General features: G+C 64.8%; 23 protein-coding genes. 10 read left to right on the top strand and 13 right to left on the bottom strand.

Annotation, left to right across the window (positions count from 1 at the left end; all coding sequences use genetic code 11):
• Positions 1-105: 105 nt before the first annotated feature.
• Positions 106-387, top strand: coding sequence for a DUF3509 domain-containing protein (locus G4G71_RS09695; RefSeq protein WP_169937145.1), 282 nt, complete (start codon positions 106-108; stop codon positions 385-387).
• Positions 388-439: 52 nt separating this feature from the next.
• Here G4G71_RS09695 and G4G71_RS09700 read toward each other — a convergent pair whose 3' ends face one another.
• The 6 genes from G4G71_RS09700 to G4G71_RS09725 all read right to left on the bottom strand — a co-directional run bounded on the left by G4G71_RS09700 (position 440) and on the right by G4G71_RS09725 (position 5,904).
• Positions 440-772, bottom strand: coding sequence for a hypothetical protein (locus G4G71_RS09700; protein ID WP_169937147.1), 333 nt, complete (start codon positions 770-772; stop codon positions 440-442).
• A 248-nt stretch (positions 773-1,020) separates the two neighbouring features.
• Positions 1,021-1,722 carry an ABC transporter ATP-binding protein gene (locus G4G71_RS09705; protein WP_024766892.1) on the bottom strand — a complete coding sequence of 234 codons (702 nt, stop codon included), beginning with the start codon at positions 1,720-1,722 and terminating at the stop codon, positions 1,021-1,023.
• 3 nt (positions 1,723-1,725) lie between these two features.
• Complete coding sequence (livG, locus tag G4G71_RS09710; RefSeq protein WP_054907399.1) at positions 1,726-2,493, bottom strand: high-affinity branched-chain amino acid ABC transporter ATP-binding protein LivG; 768 nt, start codon at positions 2,491-2,493, stop codon at positions 1,726-1,728.
• Positions 2,490-3,746, bottom strand: coding sequence for a high-affinity branched-chain amino acid ABC transporter permease LivM (locus G4G71_RS09715; protein WP_169937149.1), 1,257 nt, complete (start codon positions 3,744-3,746; stop codon positions 2,490-2,492). Before G4G71_RS09715 ends, livG begins: the two co-directional genes overlap by 4 nt.
• Complete coding sequence (gene livH / locus G4G71_RS09720; RefSeq protein ID WP_169937151.1) at positions 3,743-4,666, bottom strand: high-affinity branched-chain amino acid ABC transporter permease LivH; 924 nt, start codon at positions 4,664-4,666, stop codon at positions 3,743-3,745. The genes G4G71_RS09715 and livH overlap by 4 nt, the downstream gene beginning before the upstream one ends.
• Positions 4,667-4,782: 116 nt before the next feature.
• A complete protein-coding gene (locus G4G71_RS09725) occupies positions 4,783-5,904 on the bottom strand; it encodes a branched-chain amino acid ABC transporter substrate-binding protein (protein ID WP_024766896.1) in 1,122 nt (373 codons plus the stop codon).
• 309 nt (positions 5,905-6,213) lie between these two features.
• On the opposite strand from G4G71_RS09725, the gene G4G71_RS09730 reads away from it, so the two are divergent.
• Entirely contained in the window at positions 6,214-6,531 is a 318-nt protein-coding gene (locus tag G4G71_RS09730; RefSeq protein ID WP_054907401.1) for a DUF2288 domain-containing protein, read from the top strand.
• A 66-nt stretch (positions 6,532-6,597) separates the two neighbouring features.
• The gene (locus tag G4G71_RS09735; protein ID WP_024766898.1) at positions 6,598-6,963 is read left to right on the top strand and encodes a DUF5064 family protein; all 366 of its coding nucleotides are present in this window, start codon (positions 6,598-6,600) and stop codon (positions 6,961-6,963) included.
• Between the two features lie 159 nt (positions 6,964-7,122).
• Here the strand turns inward: G4G71_RS09735 and phnE are convergent, their stop codons facing one another.
• From phnE to G4G71_RS09755, 4 genes are read right to left on the bottom strand one after another with little or no spacing between them, the layout of a single operon-like run.
• Positions 7,123-7,893 carry a phosphonate ABC transporter, permease protein PhnE gene (phnE, locus tag G4G71_RS09740; protein ID WP_169937153.1) on the bottom strand — a complete coding sequence of 257 codons (771 nt, stop codon included), beginning with the start codon at positions 7,891-7,893 and terminating at the stop codon, positions 7,123-7,125.
• Complete coding sequence (locus G4G71_RS09745; RefSeq protein WP_169937155.1) at positions 7,890-8,732, bottom strand: PhnE/PtxC family ABC transporter permease; 843 nt, start codon at positions 8,730-8,732, stop codon at positions 7,890-7,892. Before G4G71_RS09745 ends, phnE begins: the two co-directional genes overlap by 4 nt.
• A complete protein-coding gene (locus tag G4G71_RS09750; protein ID WP_169937157.1) occupies positions 8,726-9,532 on the bottom strand; it encodes a phosphonate ABC transporter ATP-binding protein in 807 nt (268 codons plus the stop codon). The genes G4G71_RS09745 and G4G71_RS09750 overlap by 7 nt, the downstream gene beginning before the upstream one ends.
• The gene (locus tag G4G71_RS09755) at positions 9,529-10,386 is read right to left on the bottom strand and encodes a putative selenate ABC transporter substrate-binding protein (RefSeq protein WP_054907404.1); all 858 of its coding nucleotides are present in this window, start codon (positions 10,384-10,386) and stop codon (positions 9,529-9,531) included. Before G4G71_RS09755 ends, G4G71_RS09750 begins: the two co-directional genes overlap by 4 nt.
• 167 nt (positions 10,387-10,553) lie before the next feature.
• Between G4G71_RS09755 and G4G71_RS09760 the strand changes: the two genes are divergently transcribed.
• Together G4G71_RS09760 and G4G71_RS09765 are read left to right on the top strand one after the other, a co-directional pair.
• On the top strand, positions 10,554-11,453 hold the full coding sequence (locus tag G4G71_RS09760) for an NAD(P)-dependent oxidoreductase (RefSeq protein ID WP_169937159.1): 900 nt from the start codon (positions 10,554-10,556) through the stop codon (positions 11,451-11,453).
• Positions 11,450-12,241 carry a hydroxypyruvate isomerase family protein gene (locus tag G4G71_RS09765; protein WP_169937161.1) on the top strand — a complete coding sequence of 264 codons (792 nt, stop codon included), beginning with the start codon at positions 11,450-11,452 and terminating at the stop codon, positions 12,239-12,241. The genes G4G71_RS09760 and G4G71_RS09765 overlap by 4 nt, the downstream gene beginning before the upstream one ends.
• Before the next feature lie 12 nt (positions 12,242-12,253).
• On the opposite strand, the gene G4G71_RS09770 is transcribed toward G4G71_RS09765, so the two are convergent.
• Complete coding sequence (locus G4G71_RS09770) at positions 12,254-14,416, bottom strand: putative bifunctional diguanylate cyclase/phosphodiesterase (RefSeq protein WP_169937164.1); 2,163 nt, start codon at positions 14,414-14,416, stop codon at positions 12,254-12,256.
• A gap of 296 nt (positions 14,417-14,712) precedes the next feature.
• On the opposite strand from G4G71_RS09770, the gene G4G71_RS09775 reads away from it, so the two are divergent.
• On the top strand, positions 14,713-16,371 hold the full coding sequence (locus G4G71_RS09775) for a phosphoethanolamine transferase (protein WP_169937166.1): 1,659 nt from the start codon (positions 14,713-14,715) through the stop codon (positions 16,369-16,371).
• Between the two features lie 80 nt (positions 16,372-16,451).
• Here the strand turns inward: G4G71_RS09775 and G4G71_RS09780 are convergent, their stop codons facing one another.
• Positions 16,452-16,904, bottom strand: coding sequence for a universal stress protein (locus G4G71_RS09780; RefSeq protein WP_024764627.1), 453 nt, complete (start codon positions 16,902-16,904; stop codon positions 16,452-16,454).
• Between the two features lie 321 nt (positions 16,905-17,225).
• Entirely contained in the window at positions 17,226-20,078 is a 2,853-nt protein-coding gene (gene rapA / locus G4G71_RS09785; protein WP_169937168.1) for an RNA polymerase-associated protein RapA, read from the bottom strand.
• Between the two features lie 227 nt (positions 20,079-20,305).
• Between rapA and G4G71_RS09790 the strand changes: the two genes are divergently transcribed.
• From G4G71_RS09790 to ccoM, 4 genes are all read left to right on the top strand, one after another.
• Positions 20,306-20,611 (top strand): aspartate-semialdehyde dehydrogenase, encoded by a 306-nt coding sequence (locus G4G71_RS09790; RefSeq protein ID WP_169937170.1) that lies wholly within the window; start codon positions 20,306-20,308, stop codon positions 20,609-20,611.
• Positions 20,612-20,659: 48 nt separating this feature from the next.
• Positions 20,660-21,259 (top strand): alpha-ketoglutarate-dependent dioxygenase AlkB family protein, encoded by a 600-nt coding sequence (locus G4G71_RS09795; protein WP_169937172.1) that lies wholly within the window; start codon positions 20,660-20,662, stop codon positions 21,257-21,259.
• On the top strand, positions 21,256-21,417 hold the full coding sequence (locus G4G71_RS09800) for a hypothetical protein (protein ID WP_089285726.1): 162 nt from the start codon (positions 21,256-21,258) through the stop codon (positions 21,415-21,417). The genes G4G71_RS09795 and G4G71_RS09800 overlap by 4 nt, the downstream gene beginning before the upstream one ends.
• A 215-nt stretch (positions 21,418-21,632) precedes the next feature.
• The gene (gene ccoM / locus G4G71_RS30040; protein WP_024764625.1) at positions 21,633-21,743 is read left to right on the top strand and encodes a cytochrome c oxidase subunit CcoM; all 111 of its coding nucleotides are present in this window, start codon (positions 21,633-21,635) and stop codon (positions 21,741-21,743) included.
• The last annotated feature ends 164 nt before the right edge of the window (positions 21,744-21,907 follow it).

A 21,907-nucleotide genomic window follows, 5' to 3' on the forward strand; every position in this document is an offset into this window, starting at 1 on the left:
GTGAAACATGCCGTCATGACCAACGGTACTGAAACTCACGAACTTTATCGCCGAACGTGCGGTCTTCTTCCTGTGTTTTTTCATTTCGCAACAAGGAGATACGACATGGACCGGCTAAGCGCCCTGCTGACCGAGACCTTCGCTCCCTACGCTCCCTCCCTGGGCCCGGCACGCCCCGACGGCGGCCGTATTCTGACCCTGACCAACGACGATGGAGATGTAGTTCTGCGGCGCGTCATCGAGGGCCAGCACCTGGCCGACCATGATCAAAGCACGGAGGCGGTGCAGACCATTCGCCGCGATCTGCTGATCTCCGAAGGCCGGATGGAGGACGATGTGGTCTCCCAATTGCGCCAGCGCGCACAGGTGCTGAGCTACGGCACCTGAACGCCAGTCAACGAAAACGCCGCCCATTGGGCGGCGTTTTCGTTTCTGCACCTCAGAGTTTGCCCAGGTATTTGAGCCGGGAACGGATGCCGCCGCTGGAGCGCCCGTGCTCGCGGGCGATGGCTGCCACCGTCTCGCCAGCCTCGAAGCGCTCCAGCAAGGCTTTCTCTTCTGCCTCCTGCCAGGGTTTGCCGGCCTGCTGGGGCAATACGCGTGGCTTGGCCGGTGGAGCTTCCAGTGCCTGGATAGCGTGGAAAAGCGCGCGGATCACTTCCGGGGCCTGGCAGGGATCGTCGACTGCCAAGGGAGCATCGTGGCGCGGGTCTATGCCGTGGGCCAGCTTGCGCAGCAGCACGAGGGATTCGGTGTAGTGGTCGGCGTTCATGGCGGCTCTCCCGGTGATTGTCCACCGATGCTTGGCTAGCGCGTGCGTGCTGTCTGTCGGCTGAGTCGGGAGAGGTGGTCGAAATGGCGGAGGAGGGCGGGCTGACTGTAGGAGCGAGCTTGCTCGCGAATGGATTTCCCGTCAGCGTCGTCGTTGGAGGTGGTTCGCGAGCAAGCTCGCTCCTACAGGACCCTTTCAGGCCGTCATAAAAAACGGCCCCGAAGGGCCGTTTCTTTGCAGCGCGAGGATCAGCCGCCGAGGTACGCGTCGCGCACCTTAGGGTTCACCAGCAGGTTGGCGCCAGTGTCCTGCATGACGATGCGACCGTTCTCCAGTACGTAGCCGCGGTCAGCGAGCTTGAGCGCCTGGTTGGCGTTCTGCTCGACGAGAAAGACGGTCACGCCTTCCTGGCGCAGCTGTTCGACGATGTCGAAGATCTGCTGGATGATGATCGGCGCCAGGCCCAGGGACGGCTCGTCGAGCAGCAGCAGCTTGGGCTTGCTCATCAGCGCACGGCCGATGGCGAGCATCTGCTGTTCGCCGCCGGACATGGTGCCGCCGCGCTGGTTGAAGCGTTCCTTCAGACGCGGGAACAGGGCCAGGACCTTGTCCATCTGCTCCTGATAGTCACCCTTGCTGGTGAAGAAACCGCCCATGGCGAGGTTCTCCTCCACGGTCAGGCGGGCGAACACGCGGCGGCCTTCCGGCACGACGGCGATGCTCTTGCGCATGATCACGGAGGATTCCTTGCCGACCAGTTCCTCGCCCATGTAGGTGATGCTGCCGGAGGAGGCGCGCGGCGAGCCGCACAGGGTCATCAGCAGGGTCGACTTGCCGGCGCCGTTGGCGCCGATCAGGGTGACGATCTCACCCTGCTGGACTTCCATGCTGACGTCGTGCAGCGCCTGGATCTTGCCGTAGAAGGTGGAAACCTTGTCGAACTTCAGCATGACTCAGGACTCCCCCAGATAGGCTTTGATCACATCCGGGTTGCCGCGGATTTCCTCCGGGGTGCCGTCCGCCAGGGGAGTGCCCTGGTTGATCACGTAGATGTGGTCGGAAATGCTCATCACCAGCTTCATGTCGTGCTCGATGAGCAGGACGGTGACGCCGTGCTCGGAGCGCAACATGGCGATCAGCGCCTTGAGGTCCTCGGTTTCCCGCGGGTTCAGGCCGGCCGCCGGCTCGTCCAGCATCAACAGCTGCGGGCGGGTCATCATGCAGCGGGCGATCTCCAGGCGGCGCTGCTGGCCGTAGGCGAGGGTGCCCGCCGGGCGGTTGGCGATGTCCTTGAGATTGACGATTTCCAGCCAGTGCGAGGCGTAGTCCAGGGCCTCGGCTTCCGCGCGACGGAAGGCCGGGGTCTTGAGCAGGCCGGCGAGGAAGTTGGTGTTGATGTGCCGGTGTTGCGCCACCAGCAGGTTCTCCACCGCGGTCATTTCCTTGAACAGACGTACGTTCTGGAAGGTCCGCACCACGCCCTTGTGGGCGATCTTGTGGCCCGGCAGGCCCTGGATGGGCTCGCCGCGCAGCAGGATCTCGCCGCCGGTGGGCGCGTAGAAGCCGGTCAGGCAGTTGAACACGGTGGTCTTGCCGGCGCCGTTGGGGCCGATCATCGAGATCACCTGTTTTTCCTGGACCTTCAGGGCCACGTTGTTGACGGCCAGCAGCCCGCCGAAGCGCATGGTGAGGCCGGATACTTCAAGAATCGGTCGGCTCATTTGCGCAACTCCAGGTGCGGGCGCTGCATGGGCAGAAGCCCCTGCGGACGCCAGATCATCATCAGCACCATGAGGGCGCCGAACATCAGCATGCGGTACTCGCTGAACTCACGCATCAGTTCGGGCAGCAGGATCATCACCACGGCGGCCAGGATGACGCCGAGCTGGGAACCCATGCCACCCAGCACCACGATGGCGAGGATGATGGCCGATTCGATGAAGGTGAACGACTCCGGGGTGACCAGGCCCTGGCGCGCGGCGAAGAAGCTGCCGGCGAAACCGGCGAAGCAGGCGCCGAGGGTGAAGGCGGAGAGCTTGATCAGCGTCGGGTTGAGGCCCAGTGCGCGGCAGGCAATCTCGTCCTCGCGCAGAGCTTCCCAGGCGCGACCCAGGGGCATGCGCAGCAGGCGGTTGATCACGAACAGCACCAGCAGCACCAGCAGCAGCGCGACCAGGTAGAGGAACACGACCTTGTAGTTCGAGTTGTAGGCGATGCCGAAGAACTCGTGGAAGGTCTGCATCCCCTCGGGGGCGCGGCGCTCGAAGGTCAGGCCGAACAGGGTCGGCTTGTCGATGTTGCTGATGCCGTTGGGGCCGCCGGTCAGCTCGGTCATGTTGCGCAGCAGGATGCGGATGATCTCGCCGAAGCCCAGGGTCACGATCGCCAGGTAGTCCCCGCGCAATCTCAACACCGGGAAGCCGAGAATGAAGCCGAAGAACGCAGCCATCAGGCCGGCGATCGGCAGGCACACCCAGAAGCCCAGGCCGTAGTAGTGCGACAGCAGCGCGTAGCTGTAGGCGCCCACGGCATAGAAGCCGACGTAGCCGAGGTCGAGCAGGCCAGCCAGGCCCACGACGATGTTCAGGCCCAGGCCCAGCAGCACGTAGATCAGGATCAGGGTAGCGATGTCCACCGCGCCGCGCGAGCCGAAGAACGGCCAGGCGAGGGCGATGAGGATCAGCACCATGATGATCTTGCGTTGCACGGAGGCGTGGGTCAGGCGTTCGGCCAGACGGGTATGCGGATGCGACAGGGCTTGCTTCACGCTGCCGCCGAAGGCGAAGCGGTCACGCACCAATTGCCAGACGAACATCAGCACGGCGCAGGCGGCGATGGTCCACAGGCGGGTGGGGCTGACGTTTTCCAGCTGCAGGCCGATACCGATCACGCTGAGCTTCAGGCCCAGCACCGGGTAGGCCACGGCCATCACCAGCAGGGCGCTGAAGAAGGCGGTCTTGAGTTTCCGAGTCATACCTTTTCCACCTCCGGGCGACCGAGCAGGCCAGTGGGGCGGAAGAGCAGCACGAGCACCAGCAGGGTGAAGGCCACCACGTCCTTGTACTGGTCACCGAACACGTCGGCGCCGAAGGCTTCAGCCACGCCCAGCACCAGGCCGCCGAGCATGGCGCCCGGGATGCTGCCGATGCCGCCCAGCACCGCGGCGGTGAACGCCTTGATGCCGGCGAGGAAGCCGATGTGCGGGTTGATCACGCCGTATTGCAGGCCCAGCAGCACCGCGGCCACAGCGGCCAGGGTGGCGCCGATGACGAAGGTCAGGGCGATGATGTTGTTGGTGTTGATGCCCAGCAGGTTGGCCATCTTCAGGTCCTCGGCGCAGGCGCGGCAGGCGCGACCCAGGCGGGAGCGGGAGATGAACATGGACAGGCCGTACATGGTCAGCAGGGTGACGATGAAGATCAGCACCTGCATGTACGAGATGGTCACGCCGGTCATTTCGTCGGCGCCGATCACGAAGTTGCCCGGCAGCAGGTTGGGGATTGCCTTGTCCTTGGAATCCTGGGCCAGCAGAACCTCGTTCTGCAGGAATATCGACATGCCGATCGCGGAGATCAGCGGAATCAGCCGGTTGCTTCCGCGCAGGGGGCGATAGGCGATCCGTTCGATGGTGTAGCCGTAGGCGCTGGTGACGATGATCGCCGCGGCGAAGGTGCAGATGATGACGACAGGAAGACTCACGATTCCCATCATCGCCAGCCCCGTGATCACGATGAAGGCCACGTACGAGCCAATCATGTACACCTCGCCATGGGCGAAGTTGATCATGCCGATGATGCCGTAGACCATGGTGTAGCCGATGGCGATCAGGGCATAGGTGCTGCCGACGGTGAGGCCGTTGATCAGCTGTTGCAGGTAGTGATAGAGCTCAGGCATTACCTAACTCCTCGGGCGTCGCGTGAAGCGGCGCTTGTGGCGCGACGGACCCCCGGAATACTCGGATAAACAAAGCCCACTGCGTGGGCAGTGGGCTTTGTGTGGCGGCGGGTGGCTTACTTGGCTTCGGTCTTGGTGCCGTCCTTGTGCCACTGGTAGACCACGAAGTTGAAGTTCTTCAGGTCGCCCTTCTCGTCGAAGGCCAGGTCACCGGTCGGGGTCGCGAAGGTATTGGCGCGCAGAGCGGCGGCTACCTTGTCGGTGTCCTCGCTGCCGGCTTTCTTGATGCCTTCGGCGATGACCTGGACCGCGGCGTAGGCCGGGAACACGAACGGACCGCTCGGGTCTTCGTTCTTGGCCTTGAAGGCGTCAACCAGGGCCTGGTTCTTCGGATCCTGGTCGAAGGACTTCGGCAGGGTCACGTACAGGCCTTCGGAAGCCGGGCCGGCGATGGCGGAGATTTCCTTGTTACCCACGCCTTCCGGGCCCATGAAGCCGACTTTCAGGCCTTTCTCGGCAGCCTGACGCAGGATCAGGCCCAGCTCCGGGTGGTAGCCGCCGTAGTAGACGAAGTCGACCTTGGCCTGCTTGAGCTTGGCGATCATCGCGGAGAAGTCCTTGTCGCCGGCGTTGATGCCTTCGAACAGGGCGACCTTGATGCCGGCGCCTTCCAGGGTCTTCTTCACGGCAGTGGCGATGCCTTCGCCGTACTGCTGCTTGTCGTGGATCACGGCCACGGTCTTGGGCTTGATGTGCTCGGCGATGAACTTGCCGGCGGTCGGGCCCTGCAGGCTGTCCAGACCGATGGTGCGGAAGATCAGCTTGTAGCCGCGGGAAGTGATGTCCGGGCTGGTGGAGGCGGCGGTGATCATCAGCACGCCTTCGTCTTCGTAGATGTCCGAAGCCGGTTGAGTGGAGCTGGAGCACAGGTGGCCAACGACGAACTTGACGCCGTCGTTGACGATCTTGTTGGCAACGGCCACGGCTTGTTTAGGGTCGCAAGCGTCGTCGTAGACCACGCCTTCGAGTTGCTTGCCGTCGACGCCGCCGGCCTTGTTGATCTGCTCAATGGCCATTTTCGCGCCAATGAACTGCATCTCCCCATACTGGGCGACTGCGCCGGTCACCGGGCCGGCCAGAGCGATCTTGATAGTGTCGGCGGCCATGGAGAAGCTGGCAACGCCGGCCAGAGCCATGGCGGTGAACAGCTGGGAAAGACGCTGAGTACCCTTTTTCATAGTGCTCCACTCTTCTTGTGTTTTCGTTTTTGTAGTCCTGGTGGCCGAAGGGCTACCGGACCGGGATTGCCCCGGACAGGCCCACCGGCAACTGTACCGGTACAGTGTAGAGTGCCGCCGGACCGCTTGAAAAGCGGGGGGCGGACAGCCGATTGTGGGCATGTCGCAAGATTGAAACAAACGTACAGAAAAACGGCGCCTTCCGACTTATCCCCATGGGTTTTCCGTCACCATGGAAAACGCCGTCCGAACCTTGCCTGGCGCGGTCTCGGCGCTATCATGGCGCCGTTCGTTTACCAGGTGAGATCCATGACAGAAGAAGCTAGCACCCTCTATGCCAAGTTGCTTGGCGAAACCGCGAAGATTTCCTGGCAGGAGCTCGCGCCTTTCTTTGCCCGCGGCAACCTGCTCAAGGTCGCGGGTTCTGCCGATCTGGTGGAGGTCGCGATGGGCGTGGCCGAGGACGACAGGGCGAAGGTATCGGCCTGGCTGGCCAGTGGTGAGCTGAGCAAGGTCGACGAAAAGCTGGCGCAGGATTTTCTCGACCGCGACCCGGAGCTTTGGGCGGTAGTGATCGCCCCCTGGGTGCTGGTACAGGAAAGAGTTCGAAAAGAGTCCGTGCACTGACACAGGGCGATTTCCAATTCGCAAAGGCCGGCTAGACTGTCGGGATTCCATAGAAGGAGATTCGCCATGTTCGAACCGGGCCATCTGCATCTCCAGTCCCTGCCGGGGCTGGGGCAGCAGGAGATCGACGCTCACATCAACTATGAAGTCCGCAAGGATGTGGAAAAAGGCACCATCGTTCACTTCGTCATGAAGGGCGAGATCGACGGCAATGCCTTCACCGAAGAATGGGACATGCCCAAGGAACAGGCCTTCAATTTCGCCAGCGATGCCACCCGCATCGCGCAGAAGCATGGCCTGCATCCGCGATTCGGCTCGATGGTGCGCAATCACAAGGAATACGACGCGATGTTCGAGGACATCCGTCAGAAGCTCGGCACCCAGCCGGGCGACCCGATCGACCTGGACAAGGTGATCCACGGCGACTCGTAACCGACGTACGCAATAAAAAGCCCGGCCTGTGTGCCGGGCTTTTTATTGCGTGCAGTTCAGCCCCGCCAGGCGACGGCGGTTTACCTGTAGGAGCGAGCTTGCTCGCGAACGGACTCACCGGTGACTTCGTCGTGGGGCGCCCCCTCGCTCCTACAAGTGCTAATGGCTCACCCAGCGCTGCCGCGCCCAGGCGCTGAGCGAATCCACACACAGCACCAGCAACAGCATGGCGAGGATCACGGTCGCCGCCTGGGCCTGCTGGAACAGGCTGAGGCTGAAATACAGCATCTGCCCCAGCCCGCCCGCGCCGACGAAGCCGAGCACGCTGGCCATGCGGATGTTGTTCTCCCAGCGGTAGAGCATGTACGCCACCAGTTGCGGCCAGACGGCCGGCAGGGTGCCGTAGGCGAATGCGGCGACGCGTCCGCCACCGCCCAGGCGCACGGCCTCTGCCGGGGCGCTCGGGGTATTCTCCAGCGCCTCGGCGAACAGCCGGCCGAGCACGCCGCCGGTGTGCAGGGCCAGGGCGAGCGTGCCGGCGTTCGGGCCCAGGCCGGCGGCCAGCACCATCAGCGCACCCCAGACCAGCTCCGGCACCGCGCGCAGGGCGTTGAGCAGCAGCCGCGAGAGGCTCTGCGCAATGCGCCCGAAGCGCCCGGCCGCCGGTAGCGCCAGCAGCATGCCAAGCAGCGCCGCGAGCAGGGTGCCGATGGCCGACATGGCCAGGGTCTCCAGGGCGCCGCGACCGACTGCCGTGAGGTGCGTTGTGCTCAGGTCCGGCGAGAGGAAATCGCGGCCGTAATCGAGCATCTGGCCGAGGCCGCGCGCGTCGAACAGGCCGCCGCTGTCCATCTCCAGATAGGTGAAGGACGCGCCGATGGCGAGCAGGATCAGCAGCAGCCAGCCGAGGCTGCGCAGCAGGCCGGTCATTCGAGCCTCCCGCGCAGAAAGCGGCTGAGCAGGTCGGCGCCCAGCACCAGGACCAGGAAGGTCAGCAGGATGCTCGCCACTTCGCCGCCGGCGAACATGCGCAGCGACAGGTCGATCTGCTGACCGAGGCCGCCGGCGCCCACGAAGCCCATCACCACCGAGGCGCGGATCGCGCACTCCCAGCGGTAGACGGTGTAGGAAATCAGTTCCGCCGCCGCCGAGGGCAGCACGCCGTAGGCGAAGGCCTGCAACCGCGAGCCGCCGCCCAGCAGCACGGCGCGCGTCGGTCGCGGGTCCACCGATTCGAAGATTTCCGCGTAGACCTTGCCGAGCATGCCGCCGTAGGTGATGGCGATAGCCAGCACGCCAGCGGTGGGGCCCAGGCCCACGGCGCGGACGAACAGCAGCGCCCAGACGATCTCCGGCACGCTGCGCAGGACGATCAGCAGGCCGCGCACCGGCCAGCGCAGCGCGCGCGCCCACCAGGCCGGCAGCCCGCCACGGGGCAGGGCGGAGATCGACAGCGCGCGGGTTGCCAGCAAGGCGGCGGGGAAGGCGATCAACCAGGCCAGGGCCATGCCGGCGGTGGCGATGGCCAGGGTTTCCAGGGTGGCGCGGCCGAGCAGGGCGAGGAATTCCTCGTCATGGGCCGGCGGCCAGAAGCCGGCTAGGAAGTTCGCCATGGTCCGCGCGTTGTCGCCGCTGAACAGGCCGGCGATATCCAGCTCGGACAGGCGCAATCCCGGCCACAGCAAGGCCAGGGCGAGCAGGGTGAGCAGCAGGCGCGGCAGCGCCGCCGGATCGCGGGGCGAAGTCTTCGACAGAGCAGGGTTCAGCATCGCGGGATCTGCACCACCACAGGCCTGCCTTCCGGCGAGGAAACGCCCTGCTGGCCGAGCTGCTCGTTGGCGTAGAGGGTGTGCAGGTCATCGGGGGTGACGTGCTGTGCTGCCTTGTCGAAGGCGATGCGACCGTCGCGTATTCCGACTATGCGCGGGAAGTGCTGCAGGGCGAGCTCGACCGCGTGGAGGCTGGCCAGCAGGGTCACGCCACGGTCCTGCGCTTCACGGGTAAGCACGCCGAGGGTGTGGCCGGCGAGCACGGGGTCCATGGCCGAGACGGGTTCATCCGCCAGCAGCACTTCAGCCTGCTGGTACAGCGCACGGGCGATGCCGACGCGTTGCAGCTGGCCACCGGAGAGCTTGTCGCAACGTTCGAAGAGCTTGTCGCCCAGGTCCAGGCGCTGCAACTCGCTGCGGGCGCCGGTGCTGTCGACGGGGTAGAGCAGGCTGGCCAGGCTCTTCCACAACGGCCACTGGCCGAGGCGGCCAGCGAGCACGGCGGTGACCACGCGCTGGCGCGGCGGCAGCGGCGGGGCCTGGTGAATCAGCGCGATGCGGGCACGCAGGCGCTGGCGCGCGCCGGCACCCAGCGTCCAGGGCTGGGCGTCGAGCAGCTCGTAGCGCCCCGCCGAGGGTTGCAGGGCGGTGGCCAGGATGCGCAGCAGGGTGGTCTTGCCGGCGCCCGAAGGGCCGATGATCGCCACCCGTTCACCGGTATCGACGCTGAGGTCGATACCGGCGAGCGAGCGCTGGCCATTGGCGTGGATGTGCTCCACGCCGGTCAGTTTCAGGGTCACTTCAGCAGGCCGGCGGCGCGCGCCGATTCCTCGATGCCCTTGTAGTTGTCAGGCTGGGTCTCGATGAAGCGGCTGGCCGCCTGCAGGTCGAGGATTTCCTTGTCGCGCGGCTTGCTCGGGTCGAGGGCGAGGAAGGCTTTCTTGATCTTCTCGGCCAGGGCCGGATCGAGGTTGCCGCGCACGGTCCAGTTGTAGTCGTAGTAGGTCGGTGTAGTGGCGAAGACCTTCACCTTGTTGGTGTCGACCTTGCCGCTGTCCACCAGCTTCTGCCAGACGGAGGCGTTCAGTACGCCGGCGTCGACCTTGCCGGCCTGGACCCAGGCGACAGTGGCGTCGTGGGCGCCGGAGTACGCCACGCGTGAGAAGAACTGCTCGGGCACCACGCCGTCCTTCTGCATGAAGTAGCGCGGCATCAGGCTGCCGGAGGTGGACGATACCGAGCCGAAGGCGAAGGTCTTGCCCTTGAGGTCCTGAATCGATTTCACGTTCGGGTCGGCGGTGATGAATTTGCTGGTGAACTGCTGGTCCTGCTCGCGCTGCACCAGCGGGATGGCGTTGCCGGTCTTCAGGCGCGCCTGGACGAAGGTGAAGCCGCCCAGCCAGGCCATGTCCAGGCGATCCGACGCCAGGGCCTCGACCACGCCGGCGTAGTCGGACACCGGGATGAACTTCACCGGCATGCCCAGTTGCTCTTCGAGGTAGGCACCCAGCGGCTTGAACTTGCGCAGCAGCTCGGTCGGGGCTTCGTCGGGGATGGCGGAGACCTTGAGTTCCTTCGGTGTATCGGCGTGGGCGAAAACAGCGGACAGGGACAGAGCGAAACCGGCGGCGAGCGCCAGGGTGCGTTTGAGCATGGGGAGAGTTCTCCGGGTCAATGGCGGAAAAAACTCCGGGAGTATAGTGGCGGCGCGACTGTTTGGCTGCCCTGCGGTTTCGTCGCAGCGCCTTCGGCCGGCAGCGACCGACGCCTGTTAGAATGCCGATCCCCGTACTTTTCCCGCTTCTGTACTGGAGATTGTCCATGTCGTCCGCCATTCCCTCCCTTGCCTTCGCCGGCCTCGGCCTGATGGGCGTGCCCATGTCGCGACGCCTGCTGGCTGCTGGCTATCCGTTGACCGTGTGGAATCGCTCCGCCGGCAAGCGTGAGCAACTCGCCGCAGAGGGCGCCAGGGCCGTGGAAAGGCCAGCGGACCTGTGCGCGGATGCCGAGGTGGTGATGCTCTGCCTGGCCGATACTGCCGCCGTGCGCGAAGTGGTGTTCGGTGCCGGCGGCTTCATCGAGGGCGCTCGTGCAGGCCAGGTGCTGGTGGACTTCTCCAGCCTGGAACCGGCCGCCACCCGCGAGATGGCCGCCGAGCTGGAAGCGCGCACCGGCATGCGCTGGGTCGACGCGCCGGTCTCCGGCGGTACGCCGGGCGCGGAAGCCGGTACGTTGGCAATCATGGCGGGCGGGCGCGCCGAGGACATCGAGCGCGTGCGGCCGATCCTGGCCCATCTCGGTCAGCGCCTGACGCGAATGGGCGATGTCGGCGCGGGGCAGGTGACCAAGGTGTGCAACCAGATGATCGTCGCCTGTAATGCGCTGGTGATCGCCGAAGTGGTGGCACTGGCGGAGAAATCCGGCGTCGATGCCAGCCTGATCGCTCCGGCCCTGGCCGGCGGTTTCGCCGATTCCAAACCCTTGCAGATCCTGGCCCCGCAGATGGCGCTGAGCCAGTTCGAGCCGGTGAAGTGGCACGTGCGCACGCTGCTCAAGGACCTGGACACTGCCGTGAAGCTTTCCCGCGAGGAAGGCTCGGCCACGCCCATGAGCGGCCTCGCCGCACAGCTGATGCGCCTGCACGGTAGCCAGGGCAATCTTGAACGCGACCCGGCTACCCTGGTCGAGCAATACCGTCTTTCGAAGGAATTCCCCGCATGAAACTCTGCGCCAACCTGTCCCTGCTGTTCACCGAAGTCCCGCTGCTGCAGCGTATCGACGCCGCCGCCAAGGCCGGTTTCGAGGGCGTGGAGATTCAGTTCCCCTACGACGTCCCCGCGCAGGACCTGAAAGCCGCGCTGGACGAAGCCGGCCTGCCGCTGATCCTCATCAACCTGCCGGCCGGCGACCTGATGCAGGGCGGCCCGGGCATCGCCGCCGTGCCGGAGCGCGCAGCGGAGTTCGAGGCGGCGCTGGCCAAGGCGCTGGACTATGCGCGCATCGTCAAGCCGCAGCACATCAACGTGCTGGCGGGCCGCCTGGTCGAGGGGCTCGATCGCGAGGTCGCGCTGCAGACCCTGGCCGAGCGCCTGCGCAGCACCTGCGATGCCTTCGCCGGCAGCGGCACCGACGTGCTGATGGAAGCCATCAACTGCCATGACATGAAGGATTTCCTGCTCAACACCCCGGAGCACCTGCAGGACATGCTCGAGCGCGTGGCGCGGGAAAACCTGCGTGCGCAACTGGACCTCTACCACATGGCGCGCATGGGCCTGGAGCTGGTGGATTGCATCTACGCGCTGATGGGCCAGATCGGCCACGTGCAGTTCGCCGACTACCCCGAGCGCGGCGAACCGGGCTCGGGAGAGATGGAATTCGAAGTGCCGCTGCAGGTGCTCGATGACGTCGGCTACGATGGTTGGCTGGGCGCGGAGTACCGCCCCACCGGTACCACTGCCGATTCCCTGCGCTGGCTGCCGCGCTGGCGTGCGGGGAAATTCGACTTCTGAGGAACCCCGCAGTCAGGCCTGATTGCGCAGCAAGGCTGTATCGCTGTCCTCGCGGTAGGCCTCGAGGAATTCCACCAGTGCGGAGAGGGGCAGCGGGCGGCTGAACAGGTAACCCTGGGCCAGCTCGCAATGGTTGTCGCGCAGGAACGCCAATTGCTGCGCGTGCTCCACGCCCTCGGCGATCACCTTCAGGTGCAGCTTCTGCGCCATGGCGATGATCGCCTGGGCGATCTCGCTGTCGCGGCGTGACTGCGGCACGTCGCGGATGAAGGAGCGGTCCACCTTCAGCGCATCCAGCGGCAGCTGGCGCAGGTAGGACAGCGATGAGTAACCGGTGCCGAAATCGTCGATCGACAGGCTCACACCCAGCTCGCGCAGGCGGTTGAGCAAGGGAACGGCCTGGCTGATATTGGACATCACCGCGTTCTCGGTGACCTCCATCTCCAGGTAGCGCGCGGCGAGGCCGGTGTCTTCGAGCGTCTGCTGGACTTCATCGACCAACCCTTCGCGGCCGAGATTGCTGGCGCAGCAGTTCACCGCTACTCGCAGGTCCTTGTAGCCCAGGTCGTGCAGGCGTCGCAGGTCCTCGCAGGCGCGGCGCAGTACCCAGGCGTCGAGCGCACCGATCAGGCCATTGGCGGTCGCCAGGCCGATGAAGCGGTCCGGCGCCAGCAGGCCGTGGGCAGGATGCTTCCAGCGCACCAGCGCTTCGAGCTGCTCCACTTCGCCGTGGTCGATACGCAGGATCGGCTGGTAGTAGAGCACCAGCTCGTCGTCCCACAACGCCTTGCGCAGTTCTTCCTCCAGCTGCAGTTCCTGGGTCGCCTTGGTCTTCAGGTGCGGGCTGAAGAAATGCGTGGCGTTGCGCCCGTTGCCCTTGGACTGATAGAGCGCCAGGTCCGCGTGCTTGAGCAGTTCTTCGGGTTGATCGCCGTCGTTGGGGAACAGGCTGATGCCCACGCTCATGGTCATCACCAGGTTGCGCCCGGCCGTGCTGATCGGCTCCTTCATGCGCTGCATCAGGCGCTGGGCGAGGATGCGTGCCTCGTGGTCCTCACCCAGGTCAGCGAGGATGCAGAACTCGTCGCCGCCAAAGCGCGCCAGCAGATCGGTGCTGCGCAGCGCACTGCGCAGGCGCTCGGAAACGATGCAAAGCAGCTCGTCCCCGGCGGCATGGCCAAGGGAATCGTTGACCCGCTTGAAGTGATCGACGTCCAGCAGGATGACCGCCATGCCCTGGCCCTTCTGCCGATTGCGCTGTAGGCGGGCGGCGAACTCCTCGTTGAGCGCATTGCGGTTATGCAGGCCGGTGAGGCCATCGAAGCGAGCCAATTGCTGCAGCGAGGCATTGGCGTGGTCCAGTTGGCTGAGCAGGGCGTTGACCCGGCTCAACTCGCTTTCCTTGCTTTCCAGGCTGTCTTCGATCCAGGCCGCCCAGAGCCCGGCGAGCACCACGGCGAGTGCCAGCAGGCCGACCATAAGGCCGAGCTGGATGGCGTTGTTGCGCCCCAGGTCCGCCACCGGCGCCACCCAGGAGGGCAGGGTCAGGGTCAGGGCGGCCATGCCGGTGAAGTGCATGCTGGCGATGGCGCCGCCCAGCAGCAGGCTGGCGAAAACCTGGTAGAGCCACTGGCGGCCTGCCGGCTGGCGATTGAGTACCGGTGCCAGCACCAGCGCGACGAAAGCTACCAGTACGGCCATCAGCACCGACAGGGTGACCAGTAGCGGGTCGTAGTGCTGCATCGGCGGCGACTCGATGGCGGCCATGCCGGTGTAGTGCATGCCGGCGATGCTGGCGCCGATGCAGCAGGCGGCCAGCAGGTACTGCAGGGGGCTCAGGCCCGCGTGGGCGAGCAGGCGCATGGCGACCACGCAGATGGCGATGGCGATGAGCAGCGAGATCAGTGTCAGGCCGCCGGTGAAGTGCAGTGGCACCGAGGAGTGGAAGGCCAGCATGGCGACGAAGTGCATCGACCAGATGCCACTGCCCAGGCAGATGCCGCCGACCCACTGCCAACGGTGCGCGTGTTGCGGCGCGCGGACCATCCGCGCGGCGATGCTCAGCGCGACGAAGCTGGCGATGCAGGCGATGAGGATGGCCAGCAGGACCAGGCCGGAATTGTGAGAGCACTCCAACAGCACAGCATCGGGTAAGGCGTCCTTCTGCCAGTCCATGGGCGGGATGCTCCAGATGTCGAGGGAGGTAGTTGGCGAATTGATATCACTTTGATGTGAGTCTAGGAAGCTGTCTGCGGCTCGCAAGGTCTGACGGTCATTTCCGACAAACTGGTTAATACGAAACGACGTACGGTAGTGCCAGGTTCTGCTTTGATATTGTCCAGATTCTGAAGGATGGGCAGTGTTTCGAAATTGACACTTTTTTGACTAATTGCCCGCTAGAGTTGCGCCGCCGGCCGGCAGCGTCGGCCATCCCATTTCCTATCCGACTATCGATGTAAGGAGTGCGCTCGATGTCCGAGGGCAAGCGCCGCCTCTTCCCCCAGGTCAGCTCTGCAAGGCTGGTCCTGCTGTTCTCGCTGGCACTGGTGCTGTTCTACAACTTCGCCACCTGGCGGGCCCTGAACAGCCTGGTGCCCATGGAGGGCCTCTGGGGCGTGGCGTTCTTCGCCTCGTTCGCCTTGTTCCTCTGGGCCGCCTTCACTCTGTTGCTGACCCTGGTGTCCTTCCGCCCCTTGCTCAAGCCTGCGCTGACCCTGGTGGCGCTGGTTTCGGCGGCGGCGGCGTACTTCATGAACTCCTACGGTGTCGTGATCGATACCGTGATGGTGCAGAACGTCATCGAGACCAACCCCGGCGAGGCCGCCGCGCTGTTCAGCGCGCGCATGGTCGGCTACCTGCTTCTGCTGGGCGTGCTGCCGGCGGTGATCATCTGGCTGACGCCGGTACGCTACAGCCCGTTCTTCCGCGGGCTGCTGAACAAGGTGCTGGTGATCTTCGGCTGCCTGGTGGTGGTCGCCGTCTGCGTCGGTTCGTTCTATTCCACCTACGCCCCGGTGTTCCGCCAGGAAGAGAAGCTGACCCACTTCATCAACCCGACCAACTACATCTATGCGGTGAGCAAGTTCACCAAGCAGCGCCTGGGCATCAAGGAAAACCTGGTGGTGCAGCCCATCGGCGAGGACGCGGTGATGCCGCGCAAGGTGAATGCCGACGGCAAGAAATCGCTGATGATCTTCGTGGTCGGCGAAACCGCCCGTGCGGACCATTTCTCCCTCAATGGCTACGCGCGCGAGACCAACCCGGAGCTGAAGAAGCTCGATATCCTCAACTTCACCAATGTCAGCTCCTGCGGTACTTCGACGGCGGTTTCCGTGCCCTGCATGTTCTCGAAGTTCCCCCGCGAGGATTACAGCGACAAGAAGGGCAAGACCAACCAGGGCCTGCTGGACATCCTCCAGCGTGTCGGCGTGTCGGTGCTCTGGCTGGACAACAACAGCGATTGCAAGGGCACCTGCCTGCGCGTGCCCAGCCGCGATATCTCGAAGGATCAGCCGGGCCCGTTCTGCGACGGCAATCGCTGCCTTGACGAAGCCATGCTGCAGGACCTGCAGGCCTACATAGATGGCCTGAAGGACAACGCGATCATTGTCCTGCACGCCGATGGCAGCCATGGCCCGGAGTACTACGACCGCTATCCGAAGACCATGGAGCGCTTCACCCCGGTCTGCCATACCAACCAGTTGGGCAGCTGCAGCAAGGAAGAGCTGGTGAACGTCTACGACAACACCATCCTCTACACCGACTACTTCCTGTCCAAGGTCGTGGAGCTGCTCAAGCGCAACGAGGGGCGCTTCGATACTTCGATGCTCTACGTCTCCGACCACGGTGAGTCGCTGGGCGAGAACGGCGTATATCTGCACGCCGCGCCCTATGCCATCGCGCCGAAGGCGCAGACCCACGTGCCCATGGTGATGTGGTTCGGCAACGGTGCGCTGGGGGGCATGGGCGTCGACCGCGGCTGCCTGGAGAAGAAAGCCGGCGGCGACGAGCTGAGCCATGACAACCTGTTCCATTCGGTGCTCGGGCTCTACGGTGTGCAGACCAGCCTGTACCAGCCGGACCTGGACATCTTCCACTCCTGCAAACGCGCCATGACCGCTTCGCAATGAGTAGATAGCCGACCTGAACGGCGGCCATGAAAAAAGGCCCTGCGGCTTGTGCCGCAGGGCCTTTTGTTTTCCGCGGGCTGTTACTTCTCGCGAACCAGCAGCACCGGGCGGTTGCTGACGCGCAGCAGGCCTTCGGCCACGCTGCCCAGCATCAGGCGGCGTACGCCACGGCGGCCGTGGGTGCCCATGACGATGACATCGGCCTTGGAGGCTTCGGCCTCGATCTCGATGCGCTCGGCGATCTCCTCGCTGGCGCGCTCCTGGCAGACCCGCTCGAAGCTGGTTTTAACCGGGAACTCGGCGATCTTCTCTTTCGCCTTGCCGAGGATATCATCGGCGGCCTTCAGCGCGGCTTCGCGCAGCGGCTCCGGGTTGTAGTACACCGCGTAGTCGGGCAGATGGCGCAGCGGGCTGTCGACGATGGTGATAACGCGCAGCTCGCCGCCGCTCAGTTGGGCCAGCTTGGCCGCCTCGACCAGGGCTCGGTCGGAAACCGGGCTGCCGTCCACCGCTACCAGAATGCGCTCGTACATGATGTGTTCCCTCAATGAGTGGCTTGGTAGGGAAACTCTATCCCCCCATGGGCGAGAATCCCTTGCGCAGCGTCAATGGTAGTCGGTGTGCCCGAACGTGCCGGGAATAGAGCGGCGTAACGCGGTGTTTCTATGGTACGGGGCGTAGGAGCGGACTCTGTCCGTGATCGTGTCATCCACGCGCTTGTCTTGCCCACGGAGCCGCCGATTCGACATCGCGGACGGAGTCCGCTCCTACACAGGCTGGCATGGACAGGTGCCCATGAAAAAAGCCGCCACCGGTTGCCCGGTGGCGGCTTCTTCATTTCAGCGTTGCCGCGATCAGCCGGCGACCAGCACGCGGATCGCTTCCAGGCGCAGGGATGCCTTGTCCAGCATCGCCAGGCTGTCGTCACGCTGCTTGCGCACGGCGTCCAGCTCGCTGTCACGCACGCTGGGGTTGACGGCCTTGAGCGCGGTCAGGCGCGCCAGTTCTTCGTCCAGGGTCGCTTTCAACTGCTGGCGAGCCAGCTCCACGCGCTCGGCATGGCGCGGGGTGATCTTGGTCTCGGCCACGGAGAATTGCTTCGCCAGCACGTCGCGCTGGGCCTGCACGAACTTATTGGCGCTGGCGCGCGGCACGCTTTCCAGCTGGTCGTTCAGGGTGTCGAAGGACACGCGCGAGGACAGGTCGTTGCCGTTGGCGTCCATCAGGCAGCGCAGCGCCACTGGCGGCAGGAAGCGGCCGAGTTGCAGCTTGCGCGGTGCCACGGCCTCGCTGACGAACAGCAGTTCCAGCAGCACGGTGCCGGGCTTGAGCGCCTTGTTCTTGATCAGCGCCACCGAGGTATTGCCCAGCGAGCCGGACAGCACCAGGTCCATGCCGCCCTGCACCATGGGGTGCTCCCAGGTGAGGAACTGCATGTCTTCGCGGGCCAGGGCCTGGCCGCGGTCGTAGGTGACGGTCACGCCTTCGTCGTCGCCCAGTGGGAAGCTGGCGTCGAGCATCTTCTCGCTCGGGCGCAGGATCAGGGCGTTCTCGGAGTGATCCTCGCTGTCGATGCCATAGGTGTCGAACAGGCGCTCCATGTAGATCGGCAGGGCGAACTGGTCGTCCTGTTCCTCGATCTCTTCCACCAGCGCCTCGCCTTCGCCGGCGCCGCCGGAGTTGAGCTCCAGCAGGCGGTCGCGGCCGTTGTGCATTTCGGCTTCCAGCGCCTCGCGAGCAGCGGTGCCTTCGGCCAGCAGGGCCTCGAAGGCGTCATCGTCGCCGCCGTCCAGCAGTTCCACCAGGCGCGGGCCGAAGCGGTGCTGCAGGGCGTTGCCGGTGGGGCAGGTGTTGAGGAAGGCGTTCAGCGCCTGGTGGTACCACTGGAACAGGCGTTCCTGCGGGCTGTTTTCCAGGTGCGGGACGTGGATCTGGATGGTGTGCTTCTGGCCGATCCGGTCCAGGCGGCCGATGCGCTGTTCCAACTGATCCGGGTGGGCCGGCAGGTCGAACAGCACCAGATGGTGGGCGAACTGGAAGTTGCGGCCTTCGCTGCCGATTTCCGAGCAGACCAGCACCTGGGCGCCGAATTCCTCATCGGCGAAGTAGGCAGCGGCGCGGTCGCGTTCGAGGATGCTCATGCCTTCATGGAACACGGTGGCCGGAATGCCCGACTTCAGACGCAGGGCATCGCCCAGGTCCATGGCGGTCTCGGCGTGGGCGCAGATCACCAGCACCTTGTACTGCTTGAGCATCTTCAGGGTGTCGATCAGCCACTCGACGCGCGGGTCGAAGCGCCACCAGCGGTTGTTCTCGTCGCCGTCGTCGGCCTGCGCCTGGAAGCTCACTTCCGGGTACAAGTCCGGGTGCTCGCCCAGCGGTAGTTCCATGTACTCGATCGGGTTGGTCAGTACGTAAGGATGCAGCTGACGTTCCGGGAAACCCTGCACGGCGGCGCGGGTGTTGCGGAACAGCACGCGGCCGGTGCCATGGCGGTCGAGCAGCTCGCGCACCAGACGGGCACGGGATTCTTCGTTGCCGCCCTCGACGCTGGCCAGCAGTTCGTCGCCTTCGCTGCCGAGGAAACCGTGGATGGCCTGGCGCGCGGCAGGGGAGAGAGTGCCCTGGTCGACCAGCTCCTGCACCGCTTCGGCCACCGGGCGGTACTGGCTGCTTTCGCTGCGGAAGGCTTCCAGGTCGTGGAAACGGTCCGGGTCGAGCAGGCGCAGGCGGGCGAAGTGGCTGTCCAGGCCGAGCTGTTCCGGGGTCGCGGTGAGCAGCAGCACGCCGGGGATGACCTGGGAGAGTTGCTCGACCAACTGGTATTCCGGGCTGGCCTGCTCCGGGTGCCACACGAGATGGTGGGCCTCGTCGACCACCAGCAGGTCCCATTCGGCAGCGAACAGCGCGTCCTGGGCCTTCTCGTCCTCGCGCAGCCATTCCAGCGCCACCAGGGCCAGCTGGGTGTCCTCGAAGGGATTGCTGGCATCGCTCTCGACGAAACGCTCGCGGTCGAACAGCGCGACTTCCAGGTTGAAGCGCCGGCGCATTTCCACCAGCCACTGGTGCTGCAGGTTCTCCGGCACCAGGATCAGTACGCGGCTGGCACGGCCGGAGAGCAGTTGACGATGGATCACCAGGCCCGCTTCGATGGTCTTGCCCAGGCCCACTTCGTCGGCCAGTAGAACGCGCGGCGCCATGCGGTCGGCGACTTCGCGGGCGATGTGCAGCTGGTGCGCGATGGGTTGCGCGCGGGCGCCGCCCAGGCCCCAGAGCGAGGACTGTAGCAGGCGGGTGCGGTGTTCCAGGGTGTGATAGCGCAGGCCGAACCAGGACATCGGGTCGATCTGCCCGGCGAACAGGCGGTCGCTGGCCAGGCGGAACTGGATGAAGTTCGACAGCTGGGTTTCCGGGACGGTGTGCTGCTCGTTCTGCGCGGTGATGCCGTGGTAGATCAGCAGGCCGTCGATCTCGTCCACTTCGCGGACGGTCATCTTCCAGCCTTCGAAGTGGGTGATCTGATCGCCCGGGGCGAAGCGCACGCGGGTCAGCGGCGCGTTGCGCTCGGCGTACTGGCGGGTATCACCGGTAGCCGGATAGAGCACCGTGAGCATGCGGCCGTCCAGAGCGAGGATGGTCCCCAGCCCAAGTTCCGCTTCACTGTCACTGATCCAGCGTTGACCGGGTTGATACTGCGCCATGGACACCTCCCAAAAAAAGCCGGCTATGGTACCGGAACGCGCAGCGTTCAGCGATGGCGATCGACGCCTCCGGTCGTCCGAAATGTCGCTGGGGCCGCCGGCAGGTGCCGGGTTTCACGGCAGATTCATCGCGAATCGAAGAAAGTGTAGCGAGGCGGGCTCAAGTCTCTAGCGCTTGCGCCGATAGCCTGACCAGAGGACTTCCCACTGAGCTTCGGCGCAGGAGCATCCCGATGCTGCCACTTGTACCGACCCATTTTGCCCCCGTCACTGCCCAGCAGGACGTGCCCAGGCCGCGACCGGATGTCACCCCGGTGACTCCGCCTGCGCCCAGTGCCGGCAACGCTGGCGTGGAGTTGGAGCGCCGACCGGACGAGCAGGCGCTCAAGGACGAGTACCAGCGCCGACGCAAGCGTCGCGAGCAGGCCGACGGCACGCTCGAGGGCGAGGCGCTGGAGGAGCTGGAAGAAGTCGAGGAGTTGGGTGAAGGTGTACAGGCCGCGCCGCGCAAGGGACTGTGGATCGATGTCGAGGTCTGACTTCCCGGGGGAGTAGACTCTGCCCATCGCTGAATCCCCGAGCCTTCCATGCTGTTCGACGACGCCCCGATCCTGCTGCCCGATGCAGAGCTGCGCCTGACTCCCGACTGGTGCCCGCCGCAGCGTGCCGCCCGCTGGCTGGCGCAGTTGCTGGCCGAGACGCCCTGGGAGCAACCGCTCGTCCATCTGCACGGTCGCGACTACCCGGTTCCGCGCCTGGTCAATTGGTACGGCGATCCCGAGGCCTTCTATACCTATTCCGGCCTGACCCACGCGCCGCTGCCCTGGACGCCGCTACTGGCGGAGATTCGTGCCGCGGTGGAGGCGGCGGCCGGGCAGCGCTTCAATGGTGTGCTGCTCAACTACTACCGCGATGGCCAGGATTCCATGGGCTGGCACAGCGACGACGAGCCCGAACTCGGGCGTAATCCAGTGGTGGCCTCGTTGAACCTGGGAGGCACGCGGCGCTTCGACCTGCGGCGCAAGGGACGAAACACAATCGAACATTCCATCGAGCTGTCCGACGGTTCGCTGCTGGTCATGTCCGGCGCGACACAGCATTATTGGCAACATCAGGTCGCCAAGACGCGCCGTCCGGTCGCGCCGCGCCTGAATCTGACTTTCCGCCTGGTGCATGCCCTGCCATGAGCAACGACGACAAGCTGATCGACTTCACCGCCGAGCGCGACAAGCGCATCCACGACGTGCACGAAAAGCGCCTGCAGGATGTACGCAAGGCCTTCGAGCAGGCGCTGCCGCTGGGCAAGTCGCGCAAGAAGGGCAAGAGCAAGCCGAAGAAGCGCTGAGTTTCTTCGCCTCTACCCCCTCGCTTTACCCGCAAACCCCCGCTCTGCGCGGCTTCCCGCCGCACCCTGTCCCCTCCGAAACTTGACCTGCGTCAGTGCTCCGGGCCTCCCCGGAAAGCGCCTTGTCGACCATTGATCCAGGTCAATTGGCCCCGCCCGGTCGCCGGTAATCTGCACACATCCCCAGACGATGTAGGCAACAGGAGGCCAGCATCATGTTCATCGACGAAGTGGTTCTAGCAGGCATCCTTACCGTCGGACTGATGGTTGTTTTCTTCGGCGGGGTCGGAATTTTCATCTGGAAGGACAGCCACAAGAAGAGCTGATCCTTACAGATACACAGAGCACGCAAGGCACTTCGGGCGACTTAGGTCGCCCGTTTTTTTTGCCTCGACGAAAGTCGGGATGACATATTGTTAGCTTGCTAATAATATGATCAGCAACGATTACGTCATCCTCTTTGCCGGCTATCTTTAAGCGATAGACCCGG

The organism is Pseudomonas multiresinivorans (assembly GCF_012971725.1).
GTDB classification, from domain to species: Bacteria; Pseudomonadota; Gammaproteobacteria; order Pseudomonadales; family Pseudomonadaceae; genus Pseudomonas; species Pseudomonas multiresinivorans.